The sequence below is a fragment of the Streptomyces sp. ISL-96 genome, assembly GCF_018614035.1.
GTDB lineage: Bacteria > Actinomycetota > Actinomycetes > Streptomycetales > Streptomycetaceae > Streptomyces.
The window spans coordinates 192896-216000 of the sequence record NZ_JAGGPA010000025.1; the positions used below are offsets into that span (position 1 = coordinate 192896).

Sequence of the window (23105 nt, forward strand, 5' to 3'; positions counted from 1 at the left end):
AAGGGGTCAGGCGGTGGCCGCCTCCAACGGCGGCAGCATCCGGCGCGGGTCCTCGCCGCTCACCCACAGCCCGATGAGGAAGGCCGTCGCGGTCTCGACGTACACCGCCCGGTCGAGGCCCCCCGCGGCCAGCGGCACGCAGCCCATGTCCCGGACGAGCGTCCGTACCGTCTCCAGCGCCCCCTCGTCGTCCCCGCACAGCGGCACAGCCAGCGGTCCGTCGGCGAAGGCGGGCGGGGTCAGCCGCCAGACGCTGTCCGCGCAGTGGTTGAAGGCCTTGACGACGTGCGCGCCGGTCGCGCCGGCGATACGTTCGGCCGCGCCTGGGCCGCCTTGTGTCGTCAGGACGAAGCCGGGACCGACCGCGTTGGTGCAGTCGATCAGGACGCGGCCGCGCAGTACGCCGCCGCCGCCGCTTTCGTTTGTGCCCGCCGCCTCCTTCAGGACCGCGGGCACACTGTCGTGCGGGACGGCGAGCAGCGTCGCGTCCCCGAAGGCGGCGGCCTCGCGCAGCGTGCCCGCCCGGCCGCCGATACGGCCGGCGAGTCCGGCCGCGCGGTCCGCCGAGCGGCCGCCGACCAGCACCTCGTGGCCCGCCCTGGACCACTGGGTGCCGAGTGCGTCCGCCATGCTGCCCGTACCGAGAATTCCGATGCGCATGTGTGTTCCTCTCCCGCGTAACGTGTCGGGACAGGACGCTAGGAGATCCGTTGGTTACCGATCGGTGCCCAACGGACCGTGCGGGGGGAGTGGTTGTGAACGGCTTGCTCGCGGACTGCCGGGCCAGGCTCGGCTTCGACCTGCTGGCGAACACCTGGAACGCCGTCGTCATCTACGCGCTCGGCGAGGGCCCGCGCCGCCCCGGCGAGCTGCGCGCCGAGATCGGCGGCATCAGCGCCAAGGTCCTCAACCAGACGCTGCGCCGCCTGGAGGGTTACGCCCTGGTGGAGCGCCGCGCCTACGCAGAGGCGCCGCCGCGTGTCGAGTACGGGCTGACCGAGCTCGGCGCCGGCCTCCTCGAACCGATCCGGGCGCTGGGCAAGTGGTCCGCGGAACACGGTGACGAATTCGCCGCGGCGCAGGGATGGGAGACGGATGAAGCGGTCGTCCGGGACTAGCCTGGAGCTATCGCAAAGTATCCGGAATCGCACCAGAGGTGAGCATAATGACCGCCCTTCATCAGGAGCACCCCACTCACGAGCACGTGCACGGTCCGGTCTGCGGGCACGTCGCGGTGCCGCACGGCGATCACACCGACTACGCGCACAACGGGCACATGCACCGCGAGCACTCCGGACACTGGGACGAATGCGAGTCCACGGATCACGTCACGCACGGCAGTCACACCCATGAGCACGGCAAGAACTGCGGGCACAGTGCCGTCACACACGGCGATCACGTCGACTACGTACACGACGGCCACCGCCACGCAGCTCACGACGGCCACTGGGACGATCACTGAGCGGGAGGCCCCTGACCCGGACGTCCCTTCCCCCGGGCGGGCACGAACTGGCAGGCTCTCCCTGGCCAGTTCGGCCATTGACCAACCCAACCCAGCCCAACCCGACCCGACCCGGGGGAACCTCAGTGCCTGCCACGGACCCGTACGTCGTTCAGCTCGCACCCGAAGTGCACGCGTACATCCAGCCGGACGGCGGCTGGTGCCTGAACAACGCCGGGTTCGTCAGCGACGGCACTTCGACCCTGCTCGTCGACACCGCGGCCACCGACCGCCGCGCGCACGCCCTGCGCGAAGCGCTCCTGGCGACCGGCGCGCCGCTCCCCCGCACCGTCGTCAACACGCACCACCACGGCGACCACACCTACGGCAACAGCGTCTTCGTACCCGAAGCCACGATCATCGGGCACGACACCTGCCGCGCCGAAGTCCTCGCCGCCGGGCTCCAGCTGCACCTGATGTGGCCGGACAACGACTTCGGTGACATCACCGTCACCGCCCCCGCCCTCACGTACAGCGAGCGGCTCACCGTTCGCGCGGGCGGGACAGAGGTGCGGCTGATCCACCCGGGCGTCGCGCACACCACCGGCGATTCGATCGTTCACCTGCCGGAGTACGGGATCGTCTTCACCGGTGATCTGATCTTCCAGGGCGGCACGCCGTTCGTCCCGATGGGATCGCTGAGCGGGTCGCTCCGTGCCCTCGATATGCTCCGCTCGCTCGGCGCCGAGACGGTCGTCCCCGGCCACGGCCCCGTGACGGACCCGTCGGCGTACGACGCGACGGAGAGCTATCTGCGGTACGTCGCCGAGCTCGCCGAGGCCGGGCACGCCAAGGGCCGTACGCCCCTGGAGACCGCCCAGGAGGCCGACCTCGGCGCCTTCGCCGAGCTCCGCGAGAGCGAGCGGCTCGTCGCCAATCTGCACCGCGCGTACGCCGAACTGGACGGCCTGCCGGAGGGCTCGCCGCTCGATCCGGTCGTCGTCTTCGGCGACATGGCGGCGATGAACGGCGGGAAGCCGGTCGCCTGCCACGCGTGATCCGCGTCTCGGGGTACGTCGGCACACTGGACGGCATACCGACTGGTCGGCATGATGAGTCGCGACGCTGTTCTATTCGCCCTCGGAGGTGCCCCCATGAGCGCAGTCCACCCGCCAGGTCTCGATCCCGAGCAGCTGCGCGGTCATCTCGACCGCGAGCGGCCGGGGCTGGTGAGCGGACCGCTCAGCGTCCGGCTCATCGAGGGCGGCCGGTCGAACCTGACGTACGCCGTCACGGACGGCACGTCCCGGTGGGTGGTGCGGCGGCCGCCGCTCGGCCATGTGCTGGCTACCGCGCACGACATGAAGCGCGAGTACCGGGTGATCAGCGCGCTGCACCCGACCGATGTGCCGGTGCCCGCGCCGCTGCTGCTGTGCGAGGACGAGTCGGTCATCGGGTCGCCGTTCTACGTCATGGAGTACGTCGAGGGCGTTCCGTACCGTACGGCCGACGAGCTCGCCGCGCTGGGCGCCGAACGTACCCGTGCCGCCGTACTCGGCCTGGTCGACACCCTCGTCGCCCTGCACGCCGTGGATCCGGAGGCGGTGGGTCTGGGCGACTTCGGCCGTCCCGAGGGCTTCCTCGACCGGCAGCTGCGCCGCTGGGGCAAGCAGCTCGACGCCTCCCGCAACCGCGAACTGCCCGGCATCGACGAGCTGCACGCGGCGCTCGGGCGCTCGCTGCCCGACTCCCCCGCACCCACGGTCGTACACGGCGACTACCGTCTCGACAACGTCCTGATCGGTGGCGCCGACGACCGGATCAACGCCATCCTCGACTGGGAGATGTCGACCCTCGGCGACCCGCTCACCGACCTCGGGCTGCTCGTGATGTACAGCCACGAGCTGGAGCTGCCCGACTCCCCCGTCTCCACGACGGCCGGCGCGCCCGGTCACCCGTCGGCCCGCGAGATCGTCGAGCGGTACGCCGCCGGGTCCGGCCGGGACACCTCAGCCATCGCCTGGTACACGGCGTTCGCCTGGTTCAAGCTCGCCGTGATCCTCGAAGGCATCCACTACCGCTACACGCTCGGGCAGACCGTCGGCGCCGGGTTCGACCGGATCGGCGACCTCGTGCCCGTCTTCATCGAGCACGGCCTGACCACCCTTCAGGAAGGCTGAGACACCACCATGGATTTCGCATACGACGCACGGACCGAAGAGCTCCGCGGCAAGCTCCTCGCCTTCATGGACGACTTCGTGTACCCGGCCGAGACGGTCGCGCACGAGCAGCGTGAGCTGCTCGCGTCGCCGTGGGACACGCCGCAGGTCGTGGAGGACCTCAAGGCGGAGGCGCGCAGGCAGGGCCTGTGGAACCTCTTCTTTGTAAACCAGCACAGCCTGCCGGACGCGGAGTACGGCGCCGGGCTCACCAACCTGCAGTACGCGCCGCTCGCCGAAATCACCGGCCGCAGCCCGCAACTGGCGCCCACGGCGCTGAACTGCGCGGCGCCGGACACGGGGAACATGGAGCTGCTGGCGCAATTCGCGTCCGACGAGCAGAAGAAGCAGTGGCTGGAGCCGCTGCTGTCGGGCGAGATCCGGTCGGCTTTCGCGATGACCGAGCCGGAGGTCGCCTCGTCGGACGCGACGAACATCGAGACGCGGATCGAGCGGGATGGCGATGAGTACGTCGTCACGGGGCGCAAGTGGTACATCTCCGGGGCGATGAACCCCGACTGCAAGATCTTCATCGTGATGGGCAAGACCGATCCGGACGGTTCGGACGTCCGCCGTCAGCAGTCGATGGTGCTGGTGCCGCGTGACACGCCTGGCGTCGAGATCCGGCGCGCGATGCAGGTGTACGGGTACGAGGACCACTACCACGGCGGCCACGCGGAGGTCGTCTTCGACGGGGCGCGGGTGCCTGCCTCTGCCCTGATCGGCGAGGAGGGCGGCGGCTTCGCCATCGCCCAGGCGCGGCTCGGCCCCGGCCGGATCCACCACTGCATGCGGCTGATCGGCATGGCCGAGCGGGCGATCGAGCTGATGTGCCGCCGGGCGGTGTCGCGCGAGGCCTTCGGCAAGCCGCTCGCCCAGCAGGGCGTCGTACACAACTGGATCGCGGACGCGCGGGTGAGCGTCGAGCAGCTGCGGCTGCTGGTGCTCAAGACGGCGTGGCTGATGGACACGGTCGGCAATCGCGGGGCGCACGCGGAGATCCAGGCGATCAAGATCGCTACGCCGCGGGCGGTCGTCGACATCATCGACAAGGCGGTGCAGCTGCACGGCGCGGGCGGAGTCAGCCAGGACTTCCCGCTCGCGGAACTCTGGGCGGGGGCGCGGACGCTGAAGCTGGCGGACGGGCCGGACGAAGTGCATCAGCGGTCGCTGGCGCGGCGGGAGCTGGGGCGGTACGTCTAGCCCCGGCCGGGGGTGGGGCGGGCCGGGTTGCGGTGCGCCTGCGGCGGGCTTCTTCCCCACCCCGCCCCTTCCCGAACTGGGGCGCTGCCCCAGACCCCGCTCCTCAAACGCAGGAGGGGCTGGATTTGGCTGAGCTGGATTTGAGGCCACGCCCGGGGAATGCCCCGCGGCGCCAGCCCCCTACGGCCGCAGCGCCCGCAGCAGCAGATCCGCCAAATGGTCCGCCACCTGCTGCGGCGTCAGCGGGCCGTCCGGCCGGTACCACGTCGACAGGTGGTGGACCGACCCGAAGTGGTAGTCCACCACCAGATCCGCCGGCGTCGCCGTCGAGAAGACCCCCGCCTGCTGCCCCTCCTCGACCAGCGCCCGGAACCGCTCGTGATACCGCCGCCGCTCCGCCCGCACCTGCTTGTCCTTCTCCGGGCTCAGGTGGTGCATGGACCGGAAGAAGATCGACGCGTCGTCGAGGTTCTCGATGGTCGTGACCACCACATCCGCCGCCGCGTCCCGCAGCCGCCGCTCCACCGGCGCGTCCGCGTCCGCGAACGCGTCGAGCCGCTCCTGCTGGAGCCGCAGGACACGGGCGTACACCTCGTGCAGCAGGTCGTCCTTGGACCCGAAGTAGTGGTAGAGGGCGCCCTTCGTGACGCCGGCCGCCTCGACGATCTCCTGCACCGACGTGCGGTCGTAGCCGCGCTCGGCGAACAGGCGGGTGGCGGCGGCCAGCAGCCGCTGGGGGACGGGGATGCCGCTTCCGTCCGTCGTCCTGGCCATGTGCCGCCACCTGCCTTTCGTCGAAACAACCGAAAAATGAGGGTTCAGGAACGGGAACGCAGTTCCCGCCTGAGGATCTTCCCACTCGTCGTCTTGGGAAGTTCCGGCAGGATCTCCACTTCGCGCGGGTACTTGTACGCCGCAAGCCGCTCCTCGCAGTACGCCGAGATCTCCGAGGGCGCGACCTCCGCTCCGGGGCGCAGACTGACGTACGCCTTCACGCTCTCCCCCCGGTAGGCGTCGGGAATGCCGACGACGGCCGCCTCGCGCACCGCCGGGTGGGTGTAGAGGACGTCCTCGACCTCGCGCGGCCAGACCTTGAAGCCGGACGCGTTGATCATGTCCTTCTTGCGGTCGACGACGTAGAGCCAGCCGTCCTCGTCCATGAACCCGATGTCACCGGTACGCAGTTCGCCGCCCGGAAAGGCCTCGGCGGTCGCCTCGGGGCGGCGCCAGTAGCCGGGGACGACCTGTGGGCCGCTGACGGCGATCTCGCCCTGCTCGCCGAAGGGCACGTCCGCACCCTTCTCGTCGACGATACGTACGACCGTGTCCGGGCCGGGCACGCCCACCGAAAGCGTCCCCGAGGCCGGGTCCACCGGGGCTTCCTTCTCCGGCGGCACGGACGCGCAGGGCGCGGTGCACTCGGTGAGGCCGTATCCGTTGCGGATGTAGGGGCCGAATCCCGCCCGGAACTTCTCCACCAGGGCCGGCGGCACCGGCGCGCCGCCCGACGAGATCACCTCGAAGGACTCGAAGTGCTCCCGTGTGACTCCGGGGGTCGCGGCGAGCGCCATGAAGGCGGTGGCGGGGCCCACGGTGTAGGCGGGGCGGTGCTCGGTGAACGCGTCGAGGACGACGCCCGGCTGGAAGCGGTAGGCGAGGACGAGCGTGCCGGCGTTGGCGACGCAGACGGCCAGTTGGCAGACCATGCCGGTGATGTGGAAGAGGGGCGCCAGTGCGAAGTACGCCGAACCCCCGGCGATGCGGTGTCCGATGCGCTGGCGCTCGGCGTTGTGCATGATCCCGCCGTGGACGTTCATGGCGCCCTTGGGGGTGCCGCTGGTGCCCGAGGTGTAGCTGATCAGCGCCACGTCGGTGGCCGTGAGCTCGCGGTCCGCCGGGGCCGTGAGGCCCTGGCGGGCGATGGTCAGCAGGTCGTCCGCGTCGGAAGCCGGAGCCGCCCGCTCGAAGTTCAGGACCCGGGTGTCGTTCCTGGTCTGGAGGTCGAGTTCGCAGGCGGTGAGGGCGATGCGTACGGAAGAGGCCGGCGCGGTCTCGCGCAGGTACGCCTCCCACGCGCGGTCCGAGCAGATCAGCGCGGTCGCCTCCGCGTCCCCGAGCGCGTGGCCGACCTCGGCCGACTTGTACATCGGGTTGAGCGGTACGACGACGGCGCCGGCCTTCCAGGCGCCGAGCAGCGCGATGACGAAGTGCGGGCTGTTCTGGAGCATGACCGCCACCCGGTCGCCGTGCCGCAGACCCTTGGCGGCCAGGTGGCCGGCGACGGAGTCCGAGAGCTCGTCGGTCTCGCGATAGGTGAGGCGGCCGTCGAAGTAGGTGAGGGCCGGGTGGTCCGGCGCGCGGTTCACCGCGTTCTTCAAGGCGTGCAGCAGGGTGGCCGGCGGATCCACGGGCGCCCGCTGGGCGTCGGTGAGCTGGGCGAGCCAGGGCTTGGCGGAATAGATCGACCGGCTCGTCGTCCCGCTCACCGGGCTGCCTCTTCCCACTTCTGCTGAAGGCGGTTCATGTTGCCCAGCCAGCGGTCCGGGTCCCCGGCACGTGCCTGGTAGTACCCGGCCACCTCGGCGTGCGGCAGGATCAGGAAGCGGTCGGCCGCCATGCCGTCGAAGAGCGCGTCGGCGACGTCCTCCGGCTCGATCGCCGTGGGCGCGAGGACCAGCTCGCCGGCCGAGCCCGCGGCGGTCAGCATGTCGGTGCGTACCCCCTGCGGGCAGATCGCGTGGACCTTGACGCCGCGGTGGCGGTAGGTCAGCGAGAGCCACTCGGCGAAGGCGAGCGCGCCGTGCTTGCTGACGCTGTACGGGGCCGCGCCGACCATGGTCAGCAGGCCGGCCGCCGAGACGGTGGAGACGAACCGGCCGCTGCCGCGCTCCAGCCAGTCGGGCAGCAGCGCCTTTGCCGCCCTCACGTGGGCCATGACGTTGACGTCCCAGGCCGCGGCCCAGACCGCCTCGTCGGCGAAGGCGTCGCCGGGCGAGGCGAGGCCCGCGTTGGCGCAGTACACGTCGACCTTGCCGCCGAGTGCCTCCCGGGCTTCTTCGACGATCGCGGAGGCGTCGCCCGCGACGGCGGTGGCGCCGGTCTCGTCGGCGATCGCCTTGATCTTCTGCGCGTCGAGGTCGTTGACGACGACCCGTGCCCCCTCGGCCGCGAATCTGCGCGCGAGGGCGGCTCCGATGCCGCCTCCCGCACCGGTGACGACGACTCCCGCGTCCTGGAACTGACTCAACTGGCTCATCCTTGAGGCCCACCTCTCCTGCCGACAGCCTCGGCAGACTAACCGGTCGGTATGGAGCAGCGGAAGGGGCCGGGCACCGCCAACCCGCCGTGCCAGCCTCGTTCCCCGGCGCCGCCGCGCGCGCTAGCGTGCGTGGCCATGACAGACGGCGCCGATCACGGAGGTCCTGGGATGAACCTGTCCAGACGCGGATTGCTGGCCGCCACGGGGGCGGCGGGAGCCGTGGGAGCTGCCGGAGCACTCGGCGCCGCGGCCCCGTCGGCCGCCGCCGGGCACCCCGGCCGCCCCGAGCACCTGCGGGTGCGTACCGGCTTCGACCGGCTGGCCGCCGACGGTTACGCGCTCCTGGCGGGGCAGAAGGTCGGCGTCGTCACCAATCCGACCGGCATCACCTCGGACGTACGCCACATCGTGGACGTCATGCACGCCGACGACCGGGTGAACCTGACCGCCGTCTTCGGACCCGAGCACGGCTTTCGCGGCACGGCGCAGGCGGGCGGCTCGGAGGGGCGTTACGACGATCCGGCGACCGGGCTTCCGGTGTACGACACGTACCTGAAGAGCGGGCAGCCGCTCGCGGACATCTTCACGGCGTCGGGCGTGGACACGATCGTTTTCGACATCCAGGACGTGGGCGCGCGCTTCTACACGTACATCTGGACGCTGTACGACTGCATGGTGGCGGCAGTCCTCGCGGGCAAGCGGTTCGTGGTGCTCGACCGGCCGAACCCGGTGACGGGGCGCGCCGCGCTCGGTCCGGTGCTCGACAAGAAGTTCGCGACGTTCGTGGGGCGCGAGCCGATCGCGCAGGCGCACGGGATGACGGTGTGCGAGCTGGCGCGGCTGTTCAACGGCGAGTTCCTGGCGCGGCCGGTGGCGCTGGAGACCGTGAGGATGACGGGCTGGCGGCGCGGCGACTTCTTCGATTCGACGGGGCTGCCGTGGGTGCCGCCGAGCCCCAACATGCCGACGCCCGACACCGCGCTCGTGTACGCGGGCACCTGCCTCTTCGAGGGCACCAACCTGTCGGAGGGGCGGGGCACGACGCGGCCGTTCGAGCTGCTGGGCGCGGACGGCGTCGACCGCCGGTGGGCGGAGACCGCGAACGCCGCCGGGCTGCCCGGTGTGCACTTCAGGGAGGCGTACTTCGCGCCGACGTTCTCCAAGTTCCAGGGGAAGACGATCGGCGGCGTACAGCTGCATGTGCACGACCGGGAGGCGTACGACCCGGTGCGCACCGGCATCGCGCTGCTGATCACCGCGAAGAAGAGCTGGAGCGGCTTCGCGTGGCGGGCCGACAACTGGATCGACAAGCTGACGGGCAATACGCGGGTCCGCACGATGATCAACGCGGGGGCGGGAACGGGCGAGGTGGTGGACGCGTGGCGGTCCGACCTCGCGGCGTTCAGCTCCGTACGCCGGGAGTATCTGCTGTACCGCTGAGGGTGCTACGACGCCGCCGATCTGCTCCGACGGGGCGTATGGCCAGTCCTGCGGTCCGGCGGGATGCTGAGCCTGCGGGTAGCAGGCCCGCACGGACCCGAGGGGTGCGCCATGGCGGGTGTGAGTGTGGAGCCGTACCGGGAGATCACGTTCGACGCGGACGGTGATGTGAATGCGCGTCAGCGCGAGCGGCTGGCGGAACTCGATGTCACCGACCTGGTGATGTTCGCGCACGGCTGGAACAGCAACCGCTCGGTGGCGACCAGGATGTACGACCGTTTCTACGCCCCCTTTCCCGGTCTGCTGGCGGACTCGCCCGGCGTACGGCTCGGCTATGCGGGCATCGTGTGGCCGTCGATCCGGTTCGCGGACGAACCGGTCCCGGACTTCGACCGGAGCGCCGTCCCGGCCGCCGACGCCGGTCCCGGTCCCGGACTCGACCAGCACACCCGGCAGGCGCTGGCCGAGGCCTTTCCCGGCCGCGGGCAGATCGTGGAGCGGCTGGCCCAACTGCTCGACGAGCGGCCGGAGGAAGCGGCGGCGTTCGAGGAATTCGGGATGCTCGTGCGCGAGTTGGCCGGGGTAACAACCCCAGCGGGAATCACGGCGGTGCACGCCTCCGACGCCTCCGACGCGTCCGACACGGAGTCGGAGGCGCTGCCGCGGATGCTGTACGACGACACGCTCACCGTGTGCCGCGACTTCACCGCCGCGCTGGCGGAGACCGGTGCCGCGGAGCCGGAGTCGGAGTCGGAGCCTGCGGCGCAGACCCTGTCGCTCGGCGGCGGCCTGAAGAAGTTCTGGAGCGGGGCGAAGGAACTGCTCCGCCAGGCGACGTACTACGAGATGAAGCGGCGGGCCGGGACGGTCGGCCGGCTGGGGCTCGGGCCGCTGCTCGGGCAGCTCGCCCGGTCGTCGCCGTCGACGCGGGTGCATCTGGTCGGGCACAGCCAGGGGGCGCGGCTGGTCGCCTTCGCGCTGCGGGGGCTGCCCGGCGACGTACGGAACGTGAAGTCCGTGACGTTGCTCCAAGGTGCCTTCTCGCACTACGCGTTTGCCGCGCGGCTGCCGCACGCGGTGCGCAGTGGTGGGGCGCTGCGGGGGATGGAACGGCGGGTGGACGGGCCCGTGGTGGCCTGTTACTCGCGCCACGACTCGGCGCTCGGCGTCATCTATCCGCTGGCGTCGCGGCTGGCGGGTGACTCGGCGGGGGTGGTCGGGCTGGGTGCCAAGTGGGGCGCGGTCGGCTTCGACGGGATACAGGCGGTCCGGGACACCCCGGTGCTCACGCTGGCGCGGGCGCTGCGGGACGGGGTTCCGGGCTCGGGGTGCGTGAATGTGGACGCTGCGGCGGTCGTACGGCGCGGGGGGCCGCCGTCGGGGGCGCACAGCGACATCCTGCACGCGGAGCTGGCCCGGGTGGTGTTGGCTGCGGGCCGGATCGGGGGCTAGCGCCGGAGGGGCCGAGTGCGGCCACAGTGCGGCCACACTCAGCCCGTCCGGGGTCCGGTGTGGGTTCCCTCAGCGGTGCGACGGGTACTCGATGACCATCTGGTAGGTCGGGCGGTTCTGCCAGTGCATCGCGGGGTGGGTGAGGCCACCCACCGCCCGGTGGACGATCGAGTCGGCGCACCACTGCTCCCCCGCCTTGCAGCTGTCGTCGCCGGGGTAGACCTCCGTCGCGGGCTTGGCGACGGCTTGTTTCAGGGTGGCGAGGAGCGTGTCGCGGCAGGCCGCGAGGTTCCCGTTGCCGCAGTACGTCTTCGCCAGCGGCCCCTTGACCTCCTGCCCGAGGACCTCGCGCAGGTCCTTGTCGACGTAACTCCACCAGCCGTACTGGAACGCGGAGCCCGCGTGCGCCCCCGTCGGGCCGTGCCCGGCCGACGGCGCCTCGTCGGTGGTGAGGCTCCTGGTGAGTTCGCCGTAGAGCTCGTCACCGAGGCCGGGCCTGAACTCGGCCTCGACGAGCAGCGGCCACCAGGCGTCCATGATCCGCACCGCGTCGGGATGGGTGTACGTGCGCGATCCCTGGGCCGTCTCCCTGCGCTGGGAACCGCCGGCGCGCCACGACTCCAGCTGCTGGATGCCCCTGGCCACGTCCGGGTCGGTGACCGGCTTCGAGCGCAGCACCTTCAACAGCTCCGGCAGTACGTCCTCGCCCCGCAGGTCCGTCACCGCCGCCTCGGCCATGGCGCGTGTGAGCGACGCACGCGTCACGCCGCCCTCGCCGACCAGCTTCCGCACCCGGTCGTCGAGGAGATCGCCGCGGTGTACGGAACCGTTGCCGAAGCCCGCGGCGGTGAAGTCCTTGGCCTGCTTGTTGTTCCAGGAGATGTAGTAGTCCTGGCCGGTGGACTGCGGGTGCTCGGCGGGCGGGGTGTAGGCAGCGGTGTTGAACCGGGGGTCGAAGTCCAGCCATTCGTACGCCTTCTCCGCCTTCACCGGCAGCGACGCGTCGACACCTTCCGCCCGCACCGGGTTCATGCCGCTGTTGTAGTACGCGGCGGTGCGTGAATCGGCGTAGAACCAGTTGAAGGCGTAGTCGATGTTCTGCGCGGCCCGCTGGAAGGACGCGGCGTCCTTCACGTACGACGGGTCGTTGAACATCTGGAAGCCGATGATCGAGTCGGCTTCGTGCCGGTAGGTCGAGCGCAGCGAGGTGTACGCGACGGGCTTGCCGCCGATCGTGGCGCGGTGGGTGACCGTGCCGTACTTCGTGCGCCAGACCTGCATCCGGTACGAGCCGGCCGCCGTGGAGTCGGCCAGGGTCGGCTTCCAGGCGTTGCGCTTCTCCAGCTTTTCCATGGGGGTGCAGGTGCCCCGGAAGAGGTAGTGGGCGGAGGATTTGGACGGCGCGCCGCCGCCCGGTTCGCACAGCTCCACCGCGTACGTGTCGGTGATGTCCTGTCCCGCGGAGGTGGCCGACCAGGCGTAGTCCTGGCCGCGGCCGAGCTGGACGTACATGCCGACGCCCGCGAAGGAGGCGCCGCGGGCGCTGATGCCGGGGCCCTGGAGCTCCTGGAGCATGAGCAGCTGCGGGGCGAAGTAGCCGGTCTGGGGGCCGAAGACGGCGACCGGGTTTCCGCTCGCGGTGTGCTCGCCGGAGACCAGCAGGGCGTTGGACATGCCGCGCTTCTTCGTGAAGTCGGCGCCGGGGAGCACACCGTCGTCGTACATGCCCTGGAGTGGCTTGAGCCTCTTCGGTGCCTTCACCGGGTCCTTCTCGCCCGCCCTGGCTGTCTTCGCGGCACCCTCGCGGTCGTAGACGAGCTGCTCGGGTGTCACGGAGCCGCGGTCGGGCATGGCCACCCCACGGGGGTTCTCCGGCTTGCCCGCGTACGGGAAGCTGGTGCCGTCGTGGACGGTGAGGACGGCCTCGGGGTCGTTGCGCTGGCGGAAGGACTCCCATACCTCGGTGCCTTCGGCGACGCCGTACTTCTGCTGCGCGGCGAGCAGCGAGATCGCGGACTGGACCTCGCCGCCTCCGCCGCCGCCGAAGAGGCCGCCGACGACGGAGGCGAGCGCGATCAGGTCGGTGACCTTGAAGGGTTTGATCTCTCCGATGTTGGTGACGGCGTCGACCTTGCCGGTGAGGACGTATTCGCCGGGGAAGTAGCGGCCGTTCTTGGCCTTCTCCCGGTAGGAGTTGATGCCGTCGACGTACGCCTGGGCGTCCGCCATGGCCTGCTCGCCGCGCGCGCCCTTCGTGGTCCGTATGCGGTCGATCTGGGCCTGGAGGTCTTCCTCGGTGTACGGGGCCTGCGGCCAGAACTGCTGCTCCAGGCCCTGATTGGCGAGGGCGCCGCCCGCGAACGAGGTCAGTTCGCCGCGGCCGATGTGACGGAAGAGGTCCATGAGCCAGAGCCGGTCCTGACCCGCCGCGTAACCGGCGCCGAATTCGGTGCCGTAGCGGGTGGTGCCCTTGATGTGCGGGACGCCGGTCGCCTTGTCGCGGGTGATCGTCACGTCGTCGCGGGGGCGGATCACGGAGCGGATCTGGTCGTCGGGGACGCCGAAGGAGGCGTCGTTGAAGAAGGTGGTGAGTTTGTCGTCGGTCAGGCCCTGGTGACCCGCGACCAGTGCGTCGTACTTGGCTATCTGGTCGGAGCTGTGCGCGGGGTGGGTGCCGAGGAGGCGGTGGGCGAGAATCTCGGCCAGAGTTGCGTTGCCGTTCTGACCGGGCGGCAGGATGTCGTCGCACTGGCTCTGGCAGTGATCGGTGACAGGGGCGGGGCTCTGGGCGGTGTCGGCCCTGGCCTGCGGCAGGGGGGAGAGCATGCCTGCGGCAAGTGCGATTACCGCTGCTGCCAGGGCTGTTCTGTGCTGGGCGGGACTGGGACGGCGTCGTCGTCGCATACGTGCTCCTTGGAGGGGAGGCCGGTGCGACGGACGTTACTGGCGGTACGTGTCCGCCGGAAAGTGAGCATGCGTCACCTTTTCGAAATCGCCACTGATGACGTCCATTCGATTTTCGATGGAGCCGAATGGGGCACCCGTACGTCCACTCTGTGACGCCGAAGTACCAGCGACGGAGGTGGCAAGTGCTATGGCCGGTTTCCGAAGTCTTGCGAGACAGGTGCGCGACCCGCGGTGTGACCTGGCACTGCGGCGGTATTCACTGCGCAAATGCCTTGAACGGTTTGCCCCTTATGGGCATCGGGCGACCTGGGATCATCTGTGCTCACGGCACAGGATCGAACCAGAGGACAGGGCGCCCGATCCGGCGCGGCTGGTGGCCGCGCTCGACGAGTTGGAAGAGGCGCGGGCTGTCTGGCTCGCGTACGAAGTGGAGTTCGCCCAGCGCCGCAAGCGCGAGAAGCACGACGGGCTGCGGCGCCCCGGCTCCTTCGACGACTGGCACCGCCGCACCTGGGGAGGGTGCGGAGTTGCCTGGTGCGACGATCCCGCCGTCCATCCGGTGGCGCCGCTCGGCGGCGTACTGCGCCGGCTGATAGCCGCCCTGGAATCCGAGCCCGGGGCGAACTGCCCGGTGTGCGGGGAGAGCAGGATCGTCTGGAAGCAGGAGCTGGCGCATGAGCCGTGGTTCGGCCCGGTCTGTACGGGCTGCGGCATTCTGGTGCCGCAGCCGGTTCTGACACCCGAGGCACTGGCGAAGGCCAAGAGGGCACGGCGCAGGGAGCTGGCGTCGGTGGCGTGAGCGCGCGGGGGCGCGGCGCTCCTTCCGCTGCCGTGCCTCCGCGTTGTCAGTGGTGGCTGGCACCATCGACTGCATGAGTCGGCTTCAGGGTCAGGATCACGTTCAAGTCTGTCTGAACGGCCCGCGCGGCGCCCGTGACGGTGCTGCCGTGCCGGTGTCGCCCGGTGCGATGGCCGAGGCCGCTGCCGCCGCTGTCGCCGCCGGGGCCTGTGACGTGCATGTGCACCCCAAGTCCCCTTGCGGGCAGGACACGTTGTCGCCACGTGCGGTGGCGGCGGCGCTCACCGCGATACGGGCCGCGCTTCCGGCTCGCGTGCCGGTCGGGGTGACCACGGGCGCCTGGGCGGAGCCCGATCCCGGGCGCCGGGTGGAGTACGTGCGTTCCTGGACGGTGCTGCCCGATCACGCGTCCGTGAACTGGCACGAGCCGGGCGCGGAAGAGCTCGCGGCCGCCCTGATGGAGCGGGGCGTCGGCGTGGAGGCGGGCCTCTGGTCGGGCACCGACGGCGTACGCCGCTTCCTCGGCTCGCCGCTCGCCGCCCGCGTCCTGCGCGTGCTCGCCGAGGTGACGGACACCGACCCGGCCACCGCGGAGGGATCGGCCCGCATGCTCCTGGCCGAGCTGGGCGATGCGCGGGGCAGGCCCGTACTCCTGCATGGCGAGGACGGCGGCGCCTGGCCGGTGCTGCGGCTGGCCCGCCGGCTCGGCCTGGCGACCAGGGCCGGTCTGGAGGACACCCTGCTGCTTCCCGACGGCCGGCCGGCGGCTTCGAACGCCGAACTGGTGCGCGAGGCCCTGCTGTAGCGGCCTGCCCGGTACGGAACGGCTCAGGCGCTCGGCTGCTTCTTGCGTTCCTGCGGGCTCCGGCCTTCCGGAAGCAGCCGGGAACCGGTCATGCGCTCGCCGAAGACGTCGTCCGGGTTGGACAGCACGCAGGTCTCCAGCGACAGGCAGCCGCAGCCGATGCAGTCGGTGAGGTGGTCGCGGAGGCGGCCGAGCTGTTTGATGCGCTCGTCCAGCTCCGAGCGCCACGCCTCGGAAAGCCGTGCCCAGTCCTCGTGGTTGGGCGTGCGCTCCTCGGGCAGTTCGGCCAGCGCGTTCCTGATCGTGGCGAGCGGGATGCCGACGCGCTGCGCCGCGCGTACGAAGGCGACGCGGCGCAGCGCGTCACGGCTGTAGCGTCGCTGATTGCCCGCAGTCCTGCGGCTGCTAATGAGGCCCTTGGACTCGTAGAAGTGAAGGGCGGACACGGCGGCGCCGCTGCGCGCGGACAGCTGGCCGACCGTGAGCTCGTGGATCTTCTCTGGTATCTGCGGCACCCCTCGAACCCTACTGGGCTCCGTCGACGGCTTCCGTCGACAGCTTCCGTTGACAGAACACAGCAGTGGAACCCATGCTGAGCAAGCGCTTAGACATGAGCTTCAGGAATGTAGCCGCACGAGAGGCAGGAGCCGGGACATGGCAGAGCCGAGGATCTTCACTTCCGCCGAGGAGCTGCGCGCCGGGGTCGGCGAGCAGTTGGGGCACAGCGAGTGGCTGGACGTCGACCAGAAGCGGATCGACCTCTTCGCCGAGGCGACCGGCGACCACCAGTGGATCCACGTGGACCCGGAGAAGGCCGCGGCGGGCCCGTTCAAGACGACCATCGCGCACGGTTATCTGACGCTGTCGCTGTTGCCGGCGCTCGTACCGCAGATCCTCCGGGTCGAGGGCATGAAGATGGGCATCAACTACGGCGCCAACAAGGTGCGCTTCCCGTCCCCCGTGCCGGTCGGCTCGCGGCTGCGGGCGACGGCGGTGCTCAAGGAGGTCACGGCGGCGGGCGGCGGCGTGCAGGTGACGGCCGTCGTCACGGTGGAGCGCGAGGGCGGCGACAAGCCGGCGTGCGTGGCGGAGTCGGTGTCCCGCTACTACTTCTGAACCACCGCGACTGTTCCGCGGCTGCTCCGCCACCACTCCCCGGCTACTTCTGGGCGGCGACCATCCGCAGCACGAGGTCGGCGTACAGCGCGCCGACCTCGTCGGGTGTCCTGCGGCCCTGGGCGTTGAACCAGCGCGCCACGTCGATGCACAGCGACAGCACGGCGAGGGTGGTGCCGGGGACGTCCGGGACGTCGAACTCCCCCGCTTTCACGCCGTCGTTCAGGATGTGGCGTACGGCGGCGTCAGTGCGCCTGCGCAGCTCGACGATCTCGGTGCGGTGCTCGTCGCTGAGCGCGTCGAGTTCGTACTGGACGACGCGCGCGGTGGTGTGCCGTTCCGCGTGCCAGCGGACGAAGGAGCGTACGGCGCGGTCGAGCCGCTCGGCGGCCGTGCCCGGCCCTTCCGCCGCGGCCAGCAGAATCTGCAGGGCCCTGTCGTGCCCGACGCGGCTGATCCGGTGGAGCAGCTCTTCCTTCGTCTTGTAGTGGATGTAGAGCGCCGCCGGGCTCATCCCCGCGCGGCCCGCGATGTCGCGGGTCGTGGTCGCGTGATAGCCCCGCTCGGCGAACGCCTCGACGGCGGCGACCAGCAGCTTCCTGGCCGCCTCGGGGGTGACCTCGCTCCACGGCTTGTCTGTGTCGTGATGGTTGTCGTGGTTGTCGCGTGGCTCGGCCATCTCGTCCGCCGTACTCATGGCTCGCCCCTTCCGTCCAACAGGAACGAACACCATACCCCGAAGGTGAGCAAGCGCTTAGAGCTTCTGGAACGGGTCGTGCTCGGCGAGCAGCTTCTCCAGGCGGGCCTGGTCGACGCGGCTCACGATCTGCCCGGCCTCCTGCCGGTCCCTGATCACCTTGGCGAGGGTGAACGCGGAGGTCACCAGGTACAGGATGCCGATGCCGAGGAAGGCGCGCACCCAGGCGTCGGCGTCCATGTAGAGGATGCCGAGGGTTACCGCGCCCAGGGCTGTGACGAAGGCGGCGACCGCCTGCCCGTAGTACGCCGTCGTGTTCTGTTGCTTTACCGGTGTGTCACTCATGACCGACAGCATGGGCGAATGCGACGCGGCTCACATCCGCTCACGTACTTACCTCACGTACTCAGATGTCAGGCGCTCAGAAGCCGGATCGGATTCCCCTCCAGGAACGCGGCGATGTCCTCCACAGCTTGGCAGCGAGCGGAACTCGTGTCCGTCGGGGAGCGGCTCCGTTTCGAACACGTCCACACCGGCGCCCGCGATCCACCCGTCACGCAGCGCCCGCGCGAGCGCCGCCTGGTCCACGATGGCGGCGCGCGAGGTGTTGATCAGGTACGCCGAGGGCCGCATCCGCTTCAACTCGTCCGGGCCGAGCAGCCCCCGGGTGCGGTCGCCGAGTACCAGATGGACCGAGACGAAGTCGCTGCTCTCGAGCAGCTCCTCCTTGGTGAGCGCGAGCCGGACGCCGGCGGCGTCCGCGCGCTCGGCGGTCAGGTTCTGGCTCCAGGCCATCACATCCATGCCGAAGGCCTGGCCGATCCGCGCGACCTTGCTGCCGGTCTTGCCGACGCCGAGCAGGCCGAAGCGGCCGGCCGTACAGGTCGGTGCCGACGGTGCTCTGCCAGGGCCCGTGCTCCCGCAGGGCACCGCTCTCCCGTACCACCTGCCGGGCCAGCCCGAGGATGAGCGCCCAGGTGAGCTCGACGGGCGGCTCGGAGTTGCTCGCCGTCCCGCACACCGTGACTCCGTGCCGCGCGGCGGCGCCGAGATCGATGGACGCGTTACGCATGCCCGAGGTGATCAGAAGCCTGAGGCGGGGCAGCCGGGCGAACAACTGGCCGCTGAACGGCGTGCGTTCCCTCATCACGACGGCGATCTCGCAGTCACCGATCGCTTCGACCAGTTCGTCCTCGCCGGTGAAGTGCTGTCGGTACGACGTCACTTCCACCGCGTCGGCCACCCGGGACCAGTCGGCGGTGGACAGCGCGACGTCCTGATAGTCGTCGAGTACGGCACAGCGCAGCTTCATCGTCACCCTCTGATTGTCCCCGCCGCTCAGAACGCGGAGACTCCTGTCAGTGCCCGGCCTATGACGAGCTTCTGGATCTGGCTGGTGCCTTCGTACAGTGTCATCACGCGGGCGTCGCGCAGCAGCTTGCCGGCCGGGTACTCGTCGATGTAGCCGTAGCCGCCGAAGACCTGGAGCGCGTTGTTCGCGGCGCGTACGGCGGCCTCGGAGGCGAAGAGTTTCGCCGTGGAGGCCTCGGTGACGAACGGTCGGCCGCGGTCGATGAGATCGGCGACGCGCCAGGTCAGCAGGCGGGCGGCGTCCACGTCGACCGCGATGTCGGTGATCAGTTCCTGTACGAGCTGGTGGTGGGCGATGGTCTTGCCGAACTGCTCGCGCTCGGTCGCGTACTTCACCGCCGCGTCCAGGGCGGCCTGGGCGATGCCCACACAGCCCGCCGCGACCGACATGCGACCCTTCGCGAGAGCCGACATGGCGACCGAGAACCCCTTGCCTTCCGGCGCCATCATCGCGGAGGCGGGGACCCGTACATCCTCCAGGAACAGCTCGGCGGTGGCCTGGCCGCGCAGGCCCAGCTTGCCGTGGATTTCGCGGCGGGTGAGGCCGGGGGTATCGGTGGGCACCAGAAAGGCCGAGACGCCCTTGTGGCCGGGCGCGTCCGTGGAACGGGCGAAGAGCAGCACGACATCAGCCCAGGTCCCGTTGGTGATGAACATCTTGGAGCCGTTGATGACGTACTCGTCACCGTCGCGGACGGCGCGGGTGGTGAGGTTGCCCGCGTCGGAACCCGTGCCCGGCTCGGTGAGGCCGAAGCAGCCGACCAGCTCGCCCGACGTGAGGCCGGGCAGCCACTGCCGCTTCTGCTCCTCGGTGCCCCAGTGCGCGGTGGTCTTCGCGACCAGACCGAGCGATACGGACACGATGCCGCGCACCGAGGAGTCGCCGCGGCCCAGTTCCTCGGTGACGAGGCAGTACGCGAGGTGGTCGCCGCCGGAGCCGCCGTACTCCTCGGGGATCGTCAGGCCGAGGAACCCGAGCGCGCCGAGCTTCTTCACGATGGCCCGATCGACACTCTCGGCGCGGTCCCACTCGACGACGTGCGGGGTGATCTCGCGGTTGGTGAAGTCCTTGGCGAGCTGCCGCACCGCGGTCTGCTCCTCGCTGAGCTCCAGATTCATCCCGGCACCCCACTTCTGGTCAGCTTTGATCAGCGTTAAATTAGCACTGCTAGTTTCTTGCTGCACGGCCTACTATGTGCCGCATGGCCCGACCGCGCAAGCCCCTCCTCAGCCGTGACCGCATCGTCGGGGCGGCGAGTGCGCTCGTCGACGCGGAAGGTCTCGACGCGGTGTCGACGAGGAGGCTCGCGGCCGAGCTCGGGGTCAGCGGGCCGTCCCTCTACAACCACTTCCACAACAAGGACGAGATCCTCGACGCGGTCGCCGACGGGGTGAGCGCGAAGGTCGACCTGTCGATGTTCGACCCGGCGGACGGCCGCGACTGGCGGACCGCGCTGCACGATTACGCCGTCTCCTACCGTGCGGCGCTCACGGAGCACCCCAACATCGTTCCGGTACTGGCGCGCGGGCCGGGGCGACGGCCGGCCGGCCTGCGGGTCGCCGACGCGGTGTTCGGTGGGATGGTCAGGGCGGGGTGGCCGCCGGCCCAGGCGACGTACATCGGCGCGCTGATGCGGTACTTCATCACCGGCTCGGCGCTCGGCTCGTTCGCGAGCGGCTTCGTCGACGACGAGACGGCGTACGATCCGGCGGACTATCCGCACCTCGGCCAGGCCCATCTGCTCGCGGAGCGGCGGCAGAAGGTCGACGAGGGCGCCTTCGAGACGGGGCTGCGGGCGCTGATCGACGGTTTGGCGCTCCAGTACGAGCAGTGGGGGGCGGTTCGGCGTACGCCGAACAATCCCTGACGCATTCTGGAAGGCATGGCGCAAGACAACTCCCACCACTCCTCCCCCGCGAGGCGCCTGGCGTCACTCGCCGCACTCCTCGCCGACGAGACCCGGGCCTCGTTCTGTCTGGCGCTGCTCGACGGGCGCGCCTGGACGGCCGGCGAACTGGCGCGCCACGCGGGGGTGGCCGCTTCGACCGCGAGCGAGCACCTCGGCAAGCTTGTCGCCGGGGGGCTGCTCGCGGAGGAGCGGCAGGGCAGGCACCGGTACGTCCGGCTGGCCGACGCGGGCACGGCGCACCTCGTCGAGGACCTCGCCGCACAGGTGGCGCCCGTGTCACCCCCGGAGCCTCCCCGTTCGCTGCGGGCGGCGAGTACGAGCAGCGCGATGGCGCGTGGCCGCACGTGTTACGACCACCTCGCCGGGCGGATCGGCATCGTGATCGCGGACGCGATGACGGCACGTGGCCTGCTGCGGCAGGACACCGGCTTCGCGCTCACGGAGGAGGGGCTGGGCTGGTTTGGCGCGCTGGGCATCGGCCTGGAACGCACGGGCCGGCGGCCGCTCGTACGCTCCTGCCTCGACTGGACCGAGCGCCGCCCGCATCTGGCGGGGGTGGCCGGGGCGGCGCTGTGCCGTCATGCGCTGGATGCGGGATGGTGCGTACGGATCGGCTCGGAGCGGGCGGTGAAGGTCACGGAGCCCGGGGAACGGGCGCTGCGCGAGGCGCTGGGCATCGAGCCCGGGACGCTGTAACCGGGCCTCCGCCCGACCTCCCGCATCCTTCGGCGGTGGCCGAACCGTCGCGGCGGTACGTTCAGCGGCATGACAACGCCCACTCCCGACGCCCGCACCGTGCTCTGCGACCCCCGCTTCCTCGTACCGGAAGCGCCCGCCGGCGGCGCACCCGAAACCATGCGATGGCTGCGCGGCGCCGTGGCCCGCTTCAGCAACGGCGCGGTGCACGCACGGCGCCGCGCCCTGGCCGAGGGCGAGTTAGGACGCCTCGACCCCAACCGGCTGCGGGAATCGGCCAGGATTCTGACCCGTCAGGCCGCATCACCCGACGCGGCGCCCTACATCCCGGTAGCCGTCCTCGGCACCGCGCTCGGCGCCCAAGCGGACGTCGTCCCCGCGACCCGCGCGGTCGCGGCGGCGTACCGGCCGGGCGCGGCGCCGGAGGTGATGGCGCGCGCGGACGAGGGCGTACGCACCCTGGTCGGCCTGCTGCCGGACGACGAGCCGGAGCGCGTCGCGAACCGGATCGGGTTGCTCGTGCAGACCTGCGACGCCACGGCCGCGCTGATCGCCAACGCCCTCGAAGCCGCCGCCGGGCAGCAATCCGCCCTCCCCGCCGACGAGTTGGTGGCCGAAACCCTCCGCCTGGCCCCACCCGTCCGCGCCACGCAGCGCGTCGCCGCAGCCCGGGCGGCGCTGCACGGCCGGCCCGTGCCCGAGGGCACCGACGTACCCCTGGACCTGGCGTCCGCCGACGCCCCCTTCGGCCACGGCATCCGCCCGTGCCCCGGATCCCGGCACGCCCTGGCGGCGTACTCGACGTACTACTGGAGGAGACGAACTCGTGAGCCGTTACGACGAATTCCGCGCCCTGCACCACCGCCCCGGCACGCCGCTCGTCCTCCCCAACGCCTGGGACCACGCCTCTGCCGCCGCCCTCGCCGAGGCCGGTTTCGCCGCCATCGGGACGACCAGCCTCGGCGTCGCGTCGGCCGCCGGCAAGCCGGACGCGACCGGCACCGCACGCGAGGAGACGCTCCACCTCGGACGCGGGCTCGCGCGACTGCCGGTCCCGGTCACCGTGGACATCGAGGGCGGGTTCAGCGCCGACCCGGCCGAGGTCGCCGCGCTGGCCGCCGATCTCGTACGGGCGGGGGTGGCCGGGGTGAACATCGAGGACGGCCGCACGGACGGCACGCTCGCGCCGCTGGCGCACCAGCGCGAGGTGATCCGTGCGGTGAAGGAAGCCGCGCCGGCTCTGTTCGTCAACGCGCGCACGGATACGCACTGGCTGCCGGGCCACGCGGACGAGACGGCGCACCGGCTGTCCGCCTACCAGGAGGCGGGCGCGGACGGCCTGTTCGTACCGGGCCTACAGGACGAGTCCGTCATCGCCGCCCTCACCACCGAGTACGAGACGCCGCTCAACATCCTTTACGCCCCGGGCCGGTTGACGGTCGCACGGCTGGCGGAGCTGGGGGTGGCCAGGGTCAGCACGGGCTCACTGCTGTTCCGGGCGGCTGTGCGGCATGCGGTGGATGTGGCGGCGGCGGTGGCTGGGGGCGGCGTGGTGGATATGGCGACCGTGCCGGCGTATGCGGTGGCGGCCGGGTGGGCGGACCTGTACGGGAAGTAGGGCAGCGCGGGTGCGGGCGGGCCATGGCTCACTGGCCGGACCATGTTGCTGGAACGGTGCCGACCAGCAAAGGCGTCCGGCGCTTCGTGAGGAGGTTGTCCGTCCAGCGGACGAGAGGGGGAAGGAGGGGTACCCACTCCTTGCCACTCTTAACTTATAGCGCACTGGGGGG

At 70.9% G+C, this 23105-nt stretch carries 23 protein-coding genes and 1 pseudogene; 13 read left to right on the forward strand and 11 right to left on the reverse strand.

Annotation, left to right across the window (positions count from 1 at the left end; all coding sequences use genetic code 11):
* Positions 1 to 6 precede the first annotated feature (6 nt).
* Entirely contained in the window at positions 7 to 660 is a 654-nt protein-coding gene (locus J7E96_RS17475) for an NADPH-dependent F420 reductase (RefSeq protein ID WP_215132549.1), read from the reverse strand.
* A 95-nt stretch (positions 661 to 755) separates the two neighbouring features.
* Here J7E96_RS17475 and J7E96_RS17480 point away from each other — a divergent pair, with 95 nt between their 5' ends.
* From J7E96_RS17480 to J7E96_RS17500, 5 genes are all read left to right on the forward strand, one after another.
* Positions 756 to 1118 carry a helix-turn-helix domain-containing protein gene (locus J7E96_RS17480; RefSeq protein WP_308296005.1) on the forward strand — a complete coding sequence of 121 codons (363 nt, stop codon included), beginning with the start codon at positions 756 to 758 and terminating at the stop codon, positions 1116 to 1118.
* Between the two features lie 47 nt (positions 1119 to 1165).
* Positions 1166 to 1462, forward strand: coding sequence for a hypothetical protein (locus J7E96_RS17485; protein WP_215132551.1), 297 nt, complete (start codon positions 1166 to 1168; stop codon positions 1460 to 1462).
* Positions 1463 to 1587: 125 nt separating this feature from the next.
* The gene (locus tag J7E96_RS17490) at positions 1588 to 2499 is read left to right on the forward strand and encodes an MBL fold metallo-hydrolase (protein WP_215132552.1); all 912 of its coding nucleotides are present in this window, start codon (positions 1588 to 1590) and stop codon (positions 2497 to 2499) included.
* Positions 2500 to 2595: 96 nt separating this feature from the next.
* Positions 2596 to 3621: a phosphotransferase family protein gene (locus J7E96_RS17495; RefSeq protein ID WP_215132553.1), complete on the forward strand. Its 1026-nt coding sequence runs from the start codon at positions 2596 to 2598 to the stop codon at positions 3619 to 3621.
* 9 nt (positions 3622 to 3630) lie between these two features.
* A complete protein-coding gene (locus J7E96_RS17500) occupies positions 3631 to 4863 on the forward strand; it encodes an acyl-CoA dehydrogenase family protein (protein WP_215132554.1) in 1233 nt (410 codons plus the stop codon).
* 180 nt (positions 4864 to 5043) lie between these two features.
* Here J7E96_RS17500 and J7E96_RS17505 read toward each other — a convergent pair whose 3' ends face one another.
* The 3 genes from J7E96_RS17505 to J7E96_RS17515 are packed head-to-tail and all read right to left on the reverse strand — an operon-like array spanning position 5044 to position 8119.
* Complete coding sequence (locus tag J7E96_RS17505; protein ID WP_215132555.1) at positions 5044 to 5637, reverse strand: TetR/AcrR family transcriptional regulator; 594 nt, start codon at positions 5635 to 5637, stop codon at positions 5044 to 5046.
* A gap of 44 nt (positions 5638 to 5681) precedes the next feature.
* Positions 5682 to 7367, reverse strand: coding sequence for an AMP-binding protein (locus tag J7E96_RS17510; protein ID WP_215132556.1), 1686 nt, complete (start codon positions 7365 to 7367; stop codon positions 5682 to 5684).
* Positions 7346 to 8119, reverse strand: coding sequence for an SDR family oxidoreductase (locus J7E96_RS17515; protein ID WP_215132557.1), 774 nt, complete (start codon positions 8117 to 8119; stop codon positions 7346 to 7348). Before J7E96_RS17515 ends, J7E96_RS17510 begins: the two co-directional genes overlap by 22 nt.
* A gap of 171 nt (positions 8120 to 8290) precedes the next feature.
* On the opposite strand from J7E96_RS17515, the gene J7E96_RS17520 reads away from it, so the two are divergent.
* Positions 8291 to 9562, forward strand: coding sequence for an exo-beta-N-acetylmuramidase NamZ domain-containing protein (locus J7E96_RS17520; protein ID WP_215132558.1), 1272 nt, complete (start codon positions 8291 to 8293; stop codon positions 9560 to 9562).
* Between the two features lie 111 nt (positions 9563 to 9673).
* A complete protein-coding gene (locus J7E96_RS17525) occupies positions 9674 to 11014 on the forward strand; it encodes a serine-threonine protein kinase (protein WP_215132559.1) in 1341 nt (446 codons plus the stop codon).
* Positions 11015 to 11083: 69 nt separating this feature from the next.
* On the opposite strand, the gene J7E96_RS17530 is transcribed toward J7E96_RS17525, so the two are convergent.
* Entirely contained in the window at positions 11084 to 13918 is a 2835-nt protein-coding gene (locus tag J7E96_RS17530; protein WP_215132560.1) for a penicillin acylase family protein, read from the reverse strand.
* A gap of 190 nt (positions 13919 to 14108) precedes the next feature.
* Here J7E96_RS17530 and J7E96_RS17535 point away from each other — a divergent pair, with 190 nt between their 5' ends.
* On the forward strand, positions 14109 to 14720 hold the full coding sequence (locus tag J7E96_RS17535; RefSeq protein ID WP_215132561.1) for a hypothetical protein: 612 nt from the start codon (positions 14109 to 14111) through the stop codon (positions 14718 to 14720).
* Positions 14721 to 14793: 73 nt separating this feature from the next.
* Complete coding sequence (locus J7E96_RS17540; protein WP_215132562.1) at positions 14794 to 15525, forward strand: 3-keto-5-aminohexanoate cleavage protein; 732 nt, start codon at positions 14794 to 14796, stop codon at positions 15523 to 15525.
* A gap of 23 nt (positions 15526 to 15548) precedes the next feature.
* Here J7E96_RS17540 and soxR read toward each other — a convergent pair whose 3' ends face one another.
* Entirely contained in the window at positions 15549 to 16040 is a 492-nt protein-coding gene (gene soxR, locus J7E96_RS17545; protein WP_215132563.1) for a redox-sensitive transcriptional activator SoxR, read from the reverse strand.
* Positions 16041 to 16179: 139 nt separating this feature from the next.
* Between soxR and J7E96_RS17550 the strand changes: the two genes are divergently transcribed.
* Positions 16180 to 16641 (forward strand): MaoC family dehydratase, encoded by a 462-nt coding sequence (locus J7E96_RS17550; protein ID WP_215132564.1) that lies wholly within the window; start codon positions 16180 to 16182, stop codon positions 16639 to 16641.
* 43 nt (positions 16642 to 16684) lie between these two features.
* Here J7E96_RS17550 and J7E96_RS17555 read toward each other — a convergent pair whose 3' ends face one another.
* The 4 genes and pseudogenes from J7E96_RS17555 to J7E96_RS17570 all read right to left on the reverse strand — a co-directional run bounded on the left by J7E96_RS17555 (position 16685) and on the right by J7E96_RS17570 (position 19828).
* Positions 16685 to 17338 carry a TetR/AcrR family transcriptional regulator gene (locus J7E96_RS17555; RefSeq protein ID WP_215132565.1) on the reverse strand — a complete coding sequence of 218 codons (654 nt, stop codon included), beginning with the start codon at positions 17336 to 17338 and terminating at the stop codon, positions 16685 to 16687.
* Between the two features lie 57 nt (positions 17339 to 17395).
* Positions 17396 to 17683: a YiaA/YiaB family inner membrane protein gene (locus J7E96_RS17560; RefSeq protein ID WP_215132566.1), complete on the reverse strand. Its 288-nt coding sequence runs from the start codon at positions 17681 to 17683 to the stop codon at positions 17396 to 17398.
* 68 nt (positions 17684 to 17751) lie between these two features.
* A pseudogene (locus tag J7E96_RS17565) lies at positions 17752 to 18650 on the reverse strand (D-2-hydroxyacid dehydrogenase family protein).
* A 26-nt stretch (positions 18651 to 18676) separates the two neighbouring features.
* Positions 18677 to 19828: an acyl-CoA dehydrogenase family protein gene (locus tag J7E96_RS17570; RefSeq protein ID WP_215132567.1), complete on the reverse strand. Its 1152-nt coding sequence runs from the start codon at positions 19826 to 19828 to the stop codon at positions 18677 to 18679.
* An 83-nt stretch (positions 19829 to 19911) separates the two neighbouring features.
* Here J7E96_RS17570 and J7E96_RS17575 point away from each other — a divergent pair, with 83 nt between their 5' ends.
* Positions 19912 to 20577, forward strand: a complete 666-nt coding sequence (locus J7E96_RS17575) for a TetR/AcrR family transcriptional regulator (protein ID WP_215132568.1) — start codon at positions 19912 to 19914, stop codon at positions 20575 to 20577.
* Positions 20578 to 20592: 15 nt separating this feature from the next.
* Entirely contained in the window at positions 20593 to 21315 is a 723-nt protein-coding gene (locus J7E96_RS17580; RefSeq protein ID WP_215132569.1) for a helix-turn-helix transcriptional regulator, read from the forward strand.
* A 303-nt stretch (positions 21316 to 21618) separates the two neighbouring features.
* Here J7E96_RS17580 and J7E96_RS17585 read toward each other — a convergent pair whose 3' ends face one another.
* Positions 21619 to 22068, reverse strand: a complete 450-nt coding sequence (locus J7E96_RS17585) for a hypothetical protein (protein WP_215132570.1) — start codon at positions 22066 to 22068, stop codon at positions 21619 to 21621.
* A gap of 73 nt (positions 22069 to 22141) precedes the next feature.
* Between J7E96_RS17585 and J7E96_RS17590 the strand changes: the two genes are divergently transcribed.
* Positions 22142 to 22933: an isocitrate lyase/phosphoenolpyruvate mutase family protein gene (locus J7E96_RS17590; protein WP_215132571.1), complete on the forward strand. Its 792-nt coding sequence runs from the start codon at positions 22142 to 22144 to the stop codon at positions 22931 to 22933.
* Positions 22934 to 23105: the final 172 nt, after the last annotated feature.

Excerpts from the sequence above, each read along its gene's own strand:
- J7E96_RS17475 (WP_215132549.1), bottom strand. The coding sequence starts at position 660 with ATGCGCATCGGAATTCTCGGTACGGGCAGCATGGCGGACGCACTCGGC.
- J7E96_RS17485 (WP_215132551.1), top strand. The coding sequence starts at position 1,166 with ATGACCGCCCTTCATCAGGAGCACCCCACTCACGAGCACGTGCACGGT.
- J7E96_RS17495 (WP_215132553.1), top strand. The coding sequence starts at position 2,596 with ATGAGCGCAGTCCACCCGCCAGGTCTCGATCCCGAGCAGCTGCGCGGT.
- J7E96_RS17500 (WP_215132554.1), top strand. The coding sequence starts at position 3,631 with ATGGATTTCGCATACGACGCACGGACCGAAGAGCTCCGCGGCAAGCTC.
- J7E96_RS17505 (WP_215132555.1), bottom strand. The coding sequence starts at position 5,637 with ATGGCCAGGACGACGGACGGAAGCGGCATCCCCGTCCCCCAGCGGCTG.
- J7E96_RS17515 (WP_215132557.1), bottom strand. The coding sequence starts at position 8,119 with ATGAGCCAGTTGAGTCAGTTCCAGGACGCGGGAGTCGTCGTCACCGGT.
- J7E96_RS17520 (WP_215132558.1), top strand. The coding sequence starts at position 8,291 with ATGAACCTGTCCAGACGCGGATTGCTGGCCGCCACGGGGGCGGCGGGA.
- J7E96_RS17525 (WP_215132559.1), top strand. The coding sequence starts at position 9,674 with ATGGCGGGTGTGAGTGTGGAGCCGTACCGGGAGATCACGTTCGACGCG.
- J7E96_RS17530 (WP_215132560.1), bottom strand. The coding sequence starts at position 13,918 with ATGCGACGACGACGCCGTCCCAGTCCCGCCCAGCACAGAACAGCCCTG.
- J7E96_RS17535 (WP_215132561.1), top strand. The coding sequence starts at position 14,109 with ATGGCCGGTTTCCGAAGTCTTGCGAGACAGGTGCGCGACCCGCGGTGT.
- J7E96_RS17540 (WP_215132562.1), top strand. The coding sequence starts at position 14,794 with ATGAGTCGGCTTCAGGGTCAGGATCACGTTCAAGTCTGTCTGAACGGC.
- J7E96_RS17550 (WP_215132564.1), top strand. The coding sequence starts at position 16,180 with ATGGCAGAGCCGAGGATCTTCACTTCCGCCGAGGAGCTGCGCGCCGGG.
- J7E96_RS17555 (WP_215132565.1), bottom strand. The coding sequence starts at position 17,338 with ATGAGTACGGCGGACGAGATGGCCGAGCCACGCGACAACCACGACAAC.
- J7E96_RS17560 (WP_215132566.1), bottom strand. The coding sequence starts at position 17,683 with ATGAGTGACACACCGGTAAAGCAACAGAACACGACGGCGTACTACGGG.
- J7E96_RS17570 (WP_215132567.1), bottom strand. The coding sequence starts at position 19,828 with ATGAATCTGGAGCTCAGCGAGGAGCAGACCGCGGTGCGGCAGCTCGCC.
- J7E96_RS17575 (WP_215132568.1), top strand. The coding sequence starts at position 19,912 with ATGGCCCGACCGCGCAAGCCCCTCCTCAGCCGTGACCGCATCGTCGGG.
- J7E96_RS17580 (WP_215132569.1), top strand. The coding sequence starts at position 20,593 with ATGGCGCAAGACAACTCCCACCACTCCTCCCCCGCGAGGCGCCTGGCG.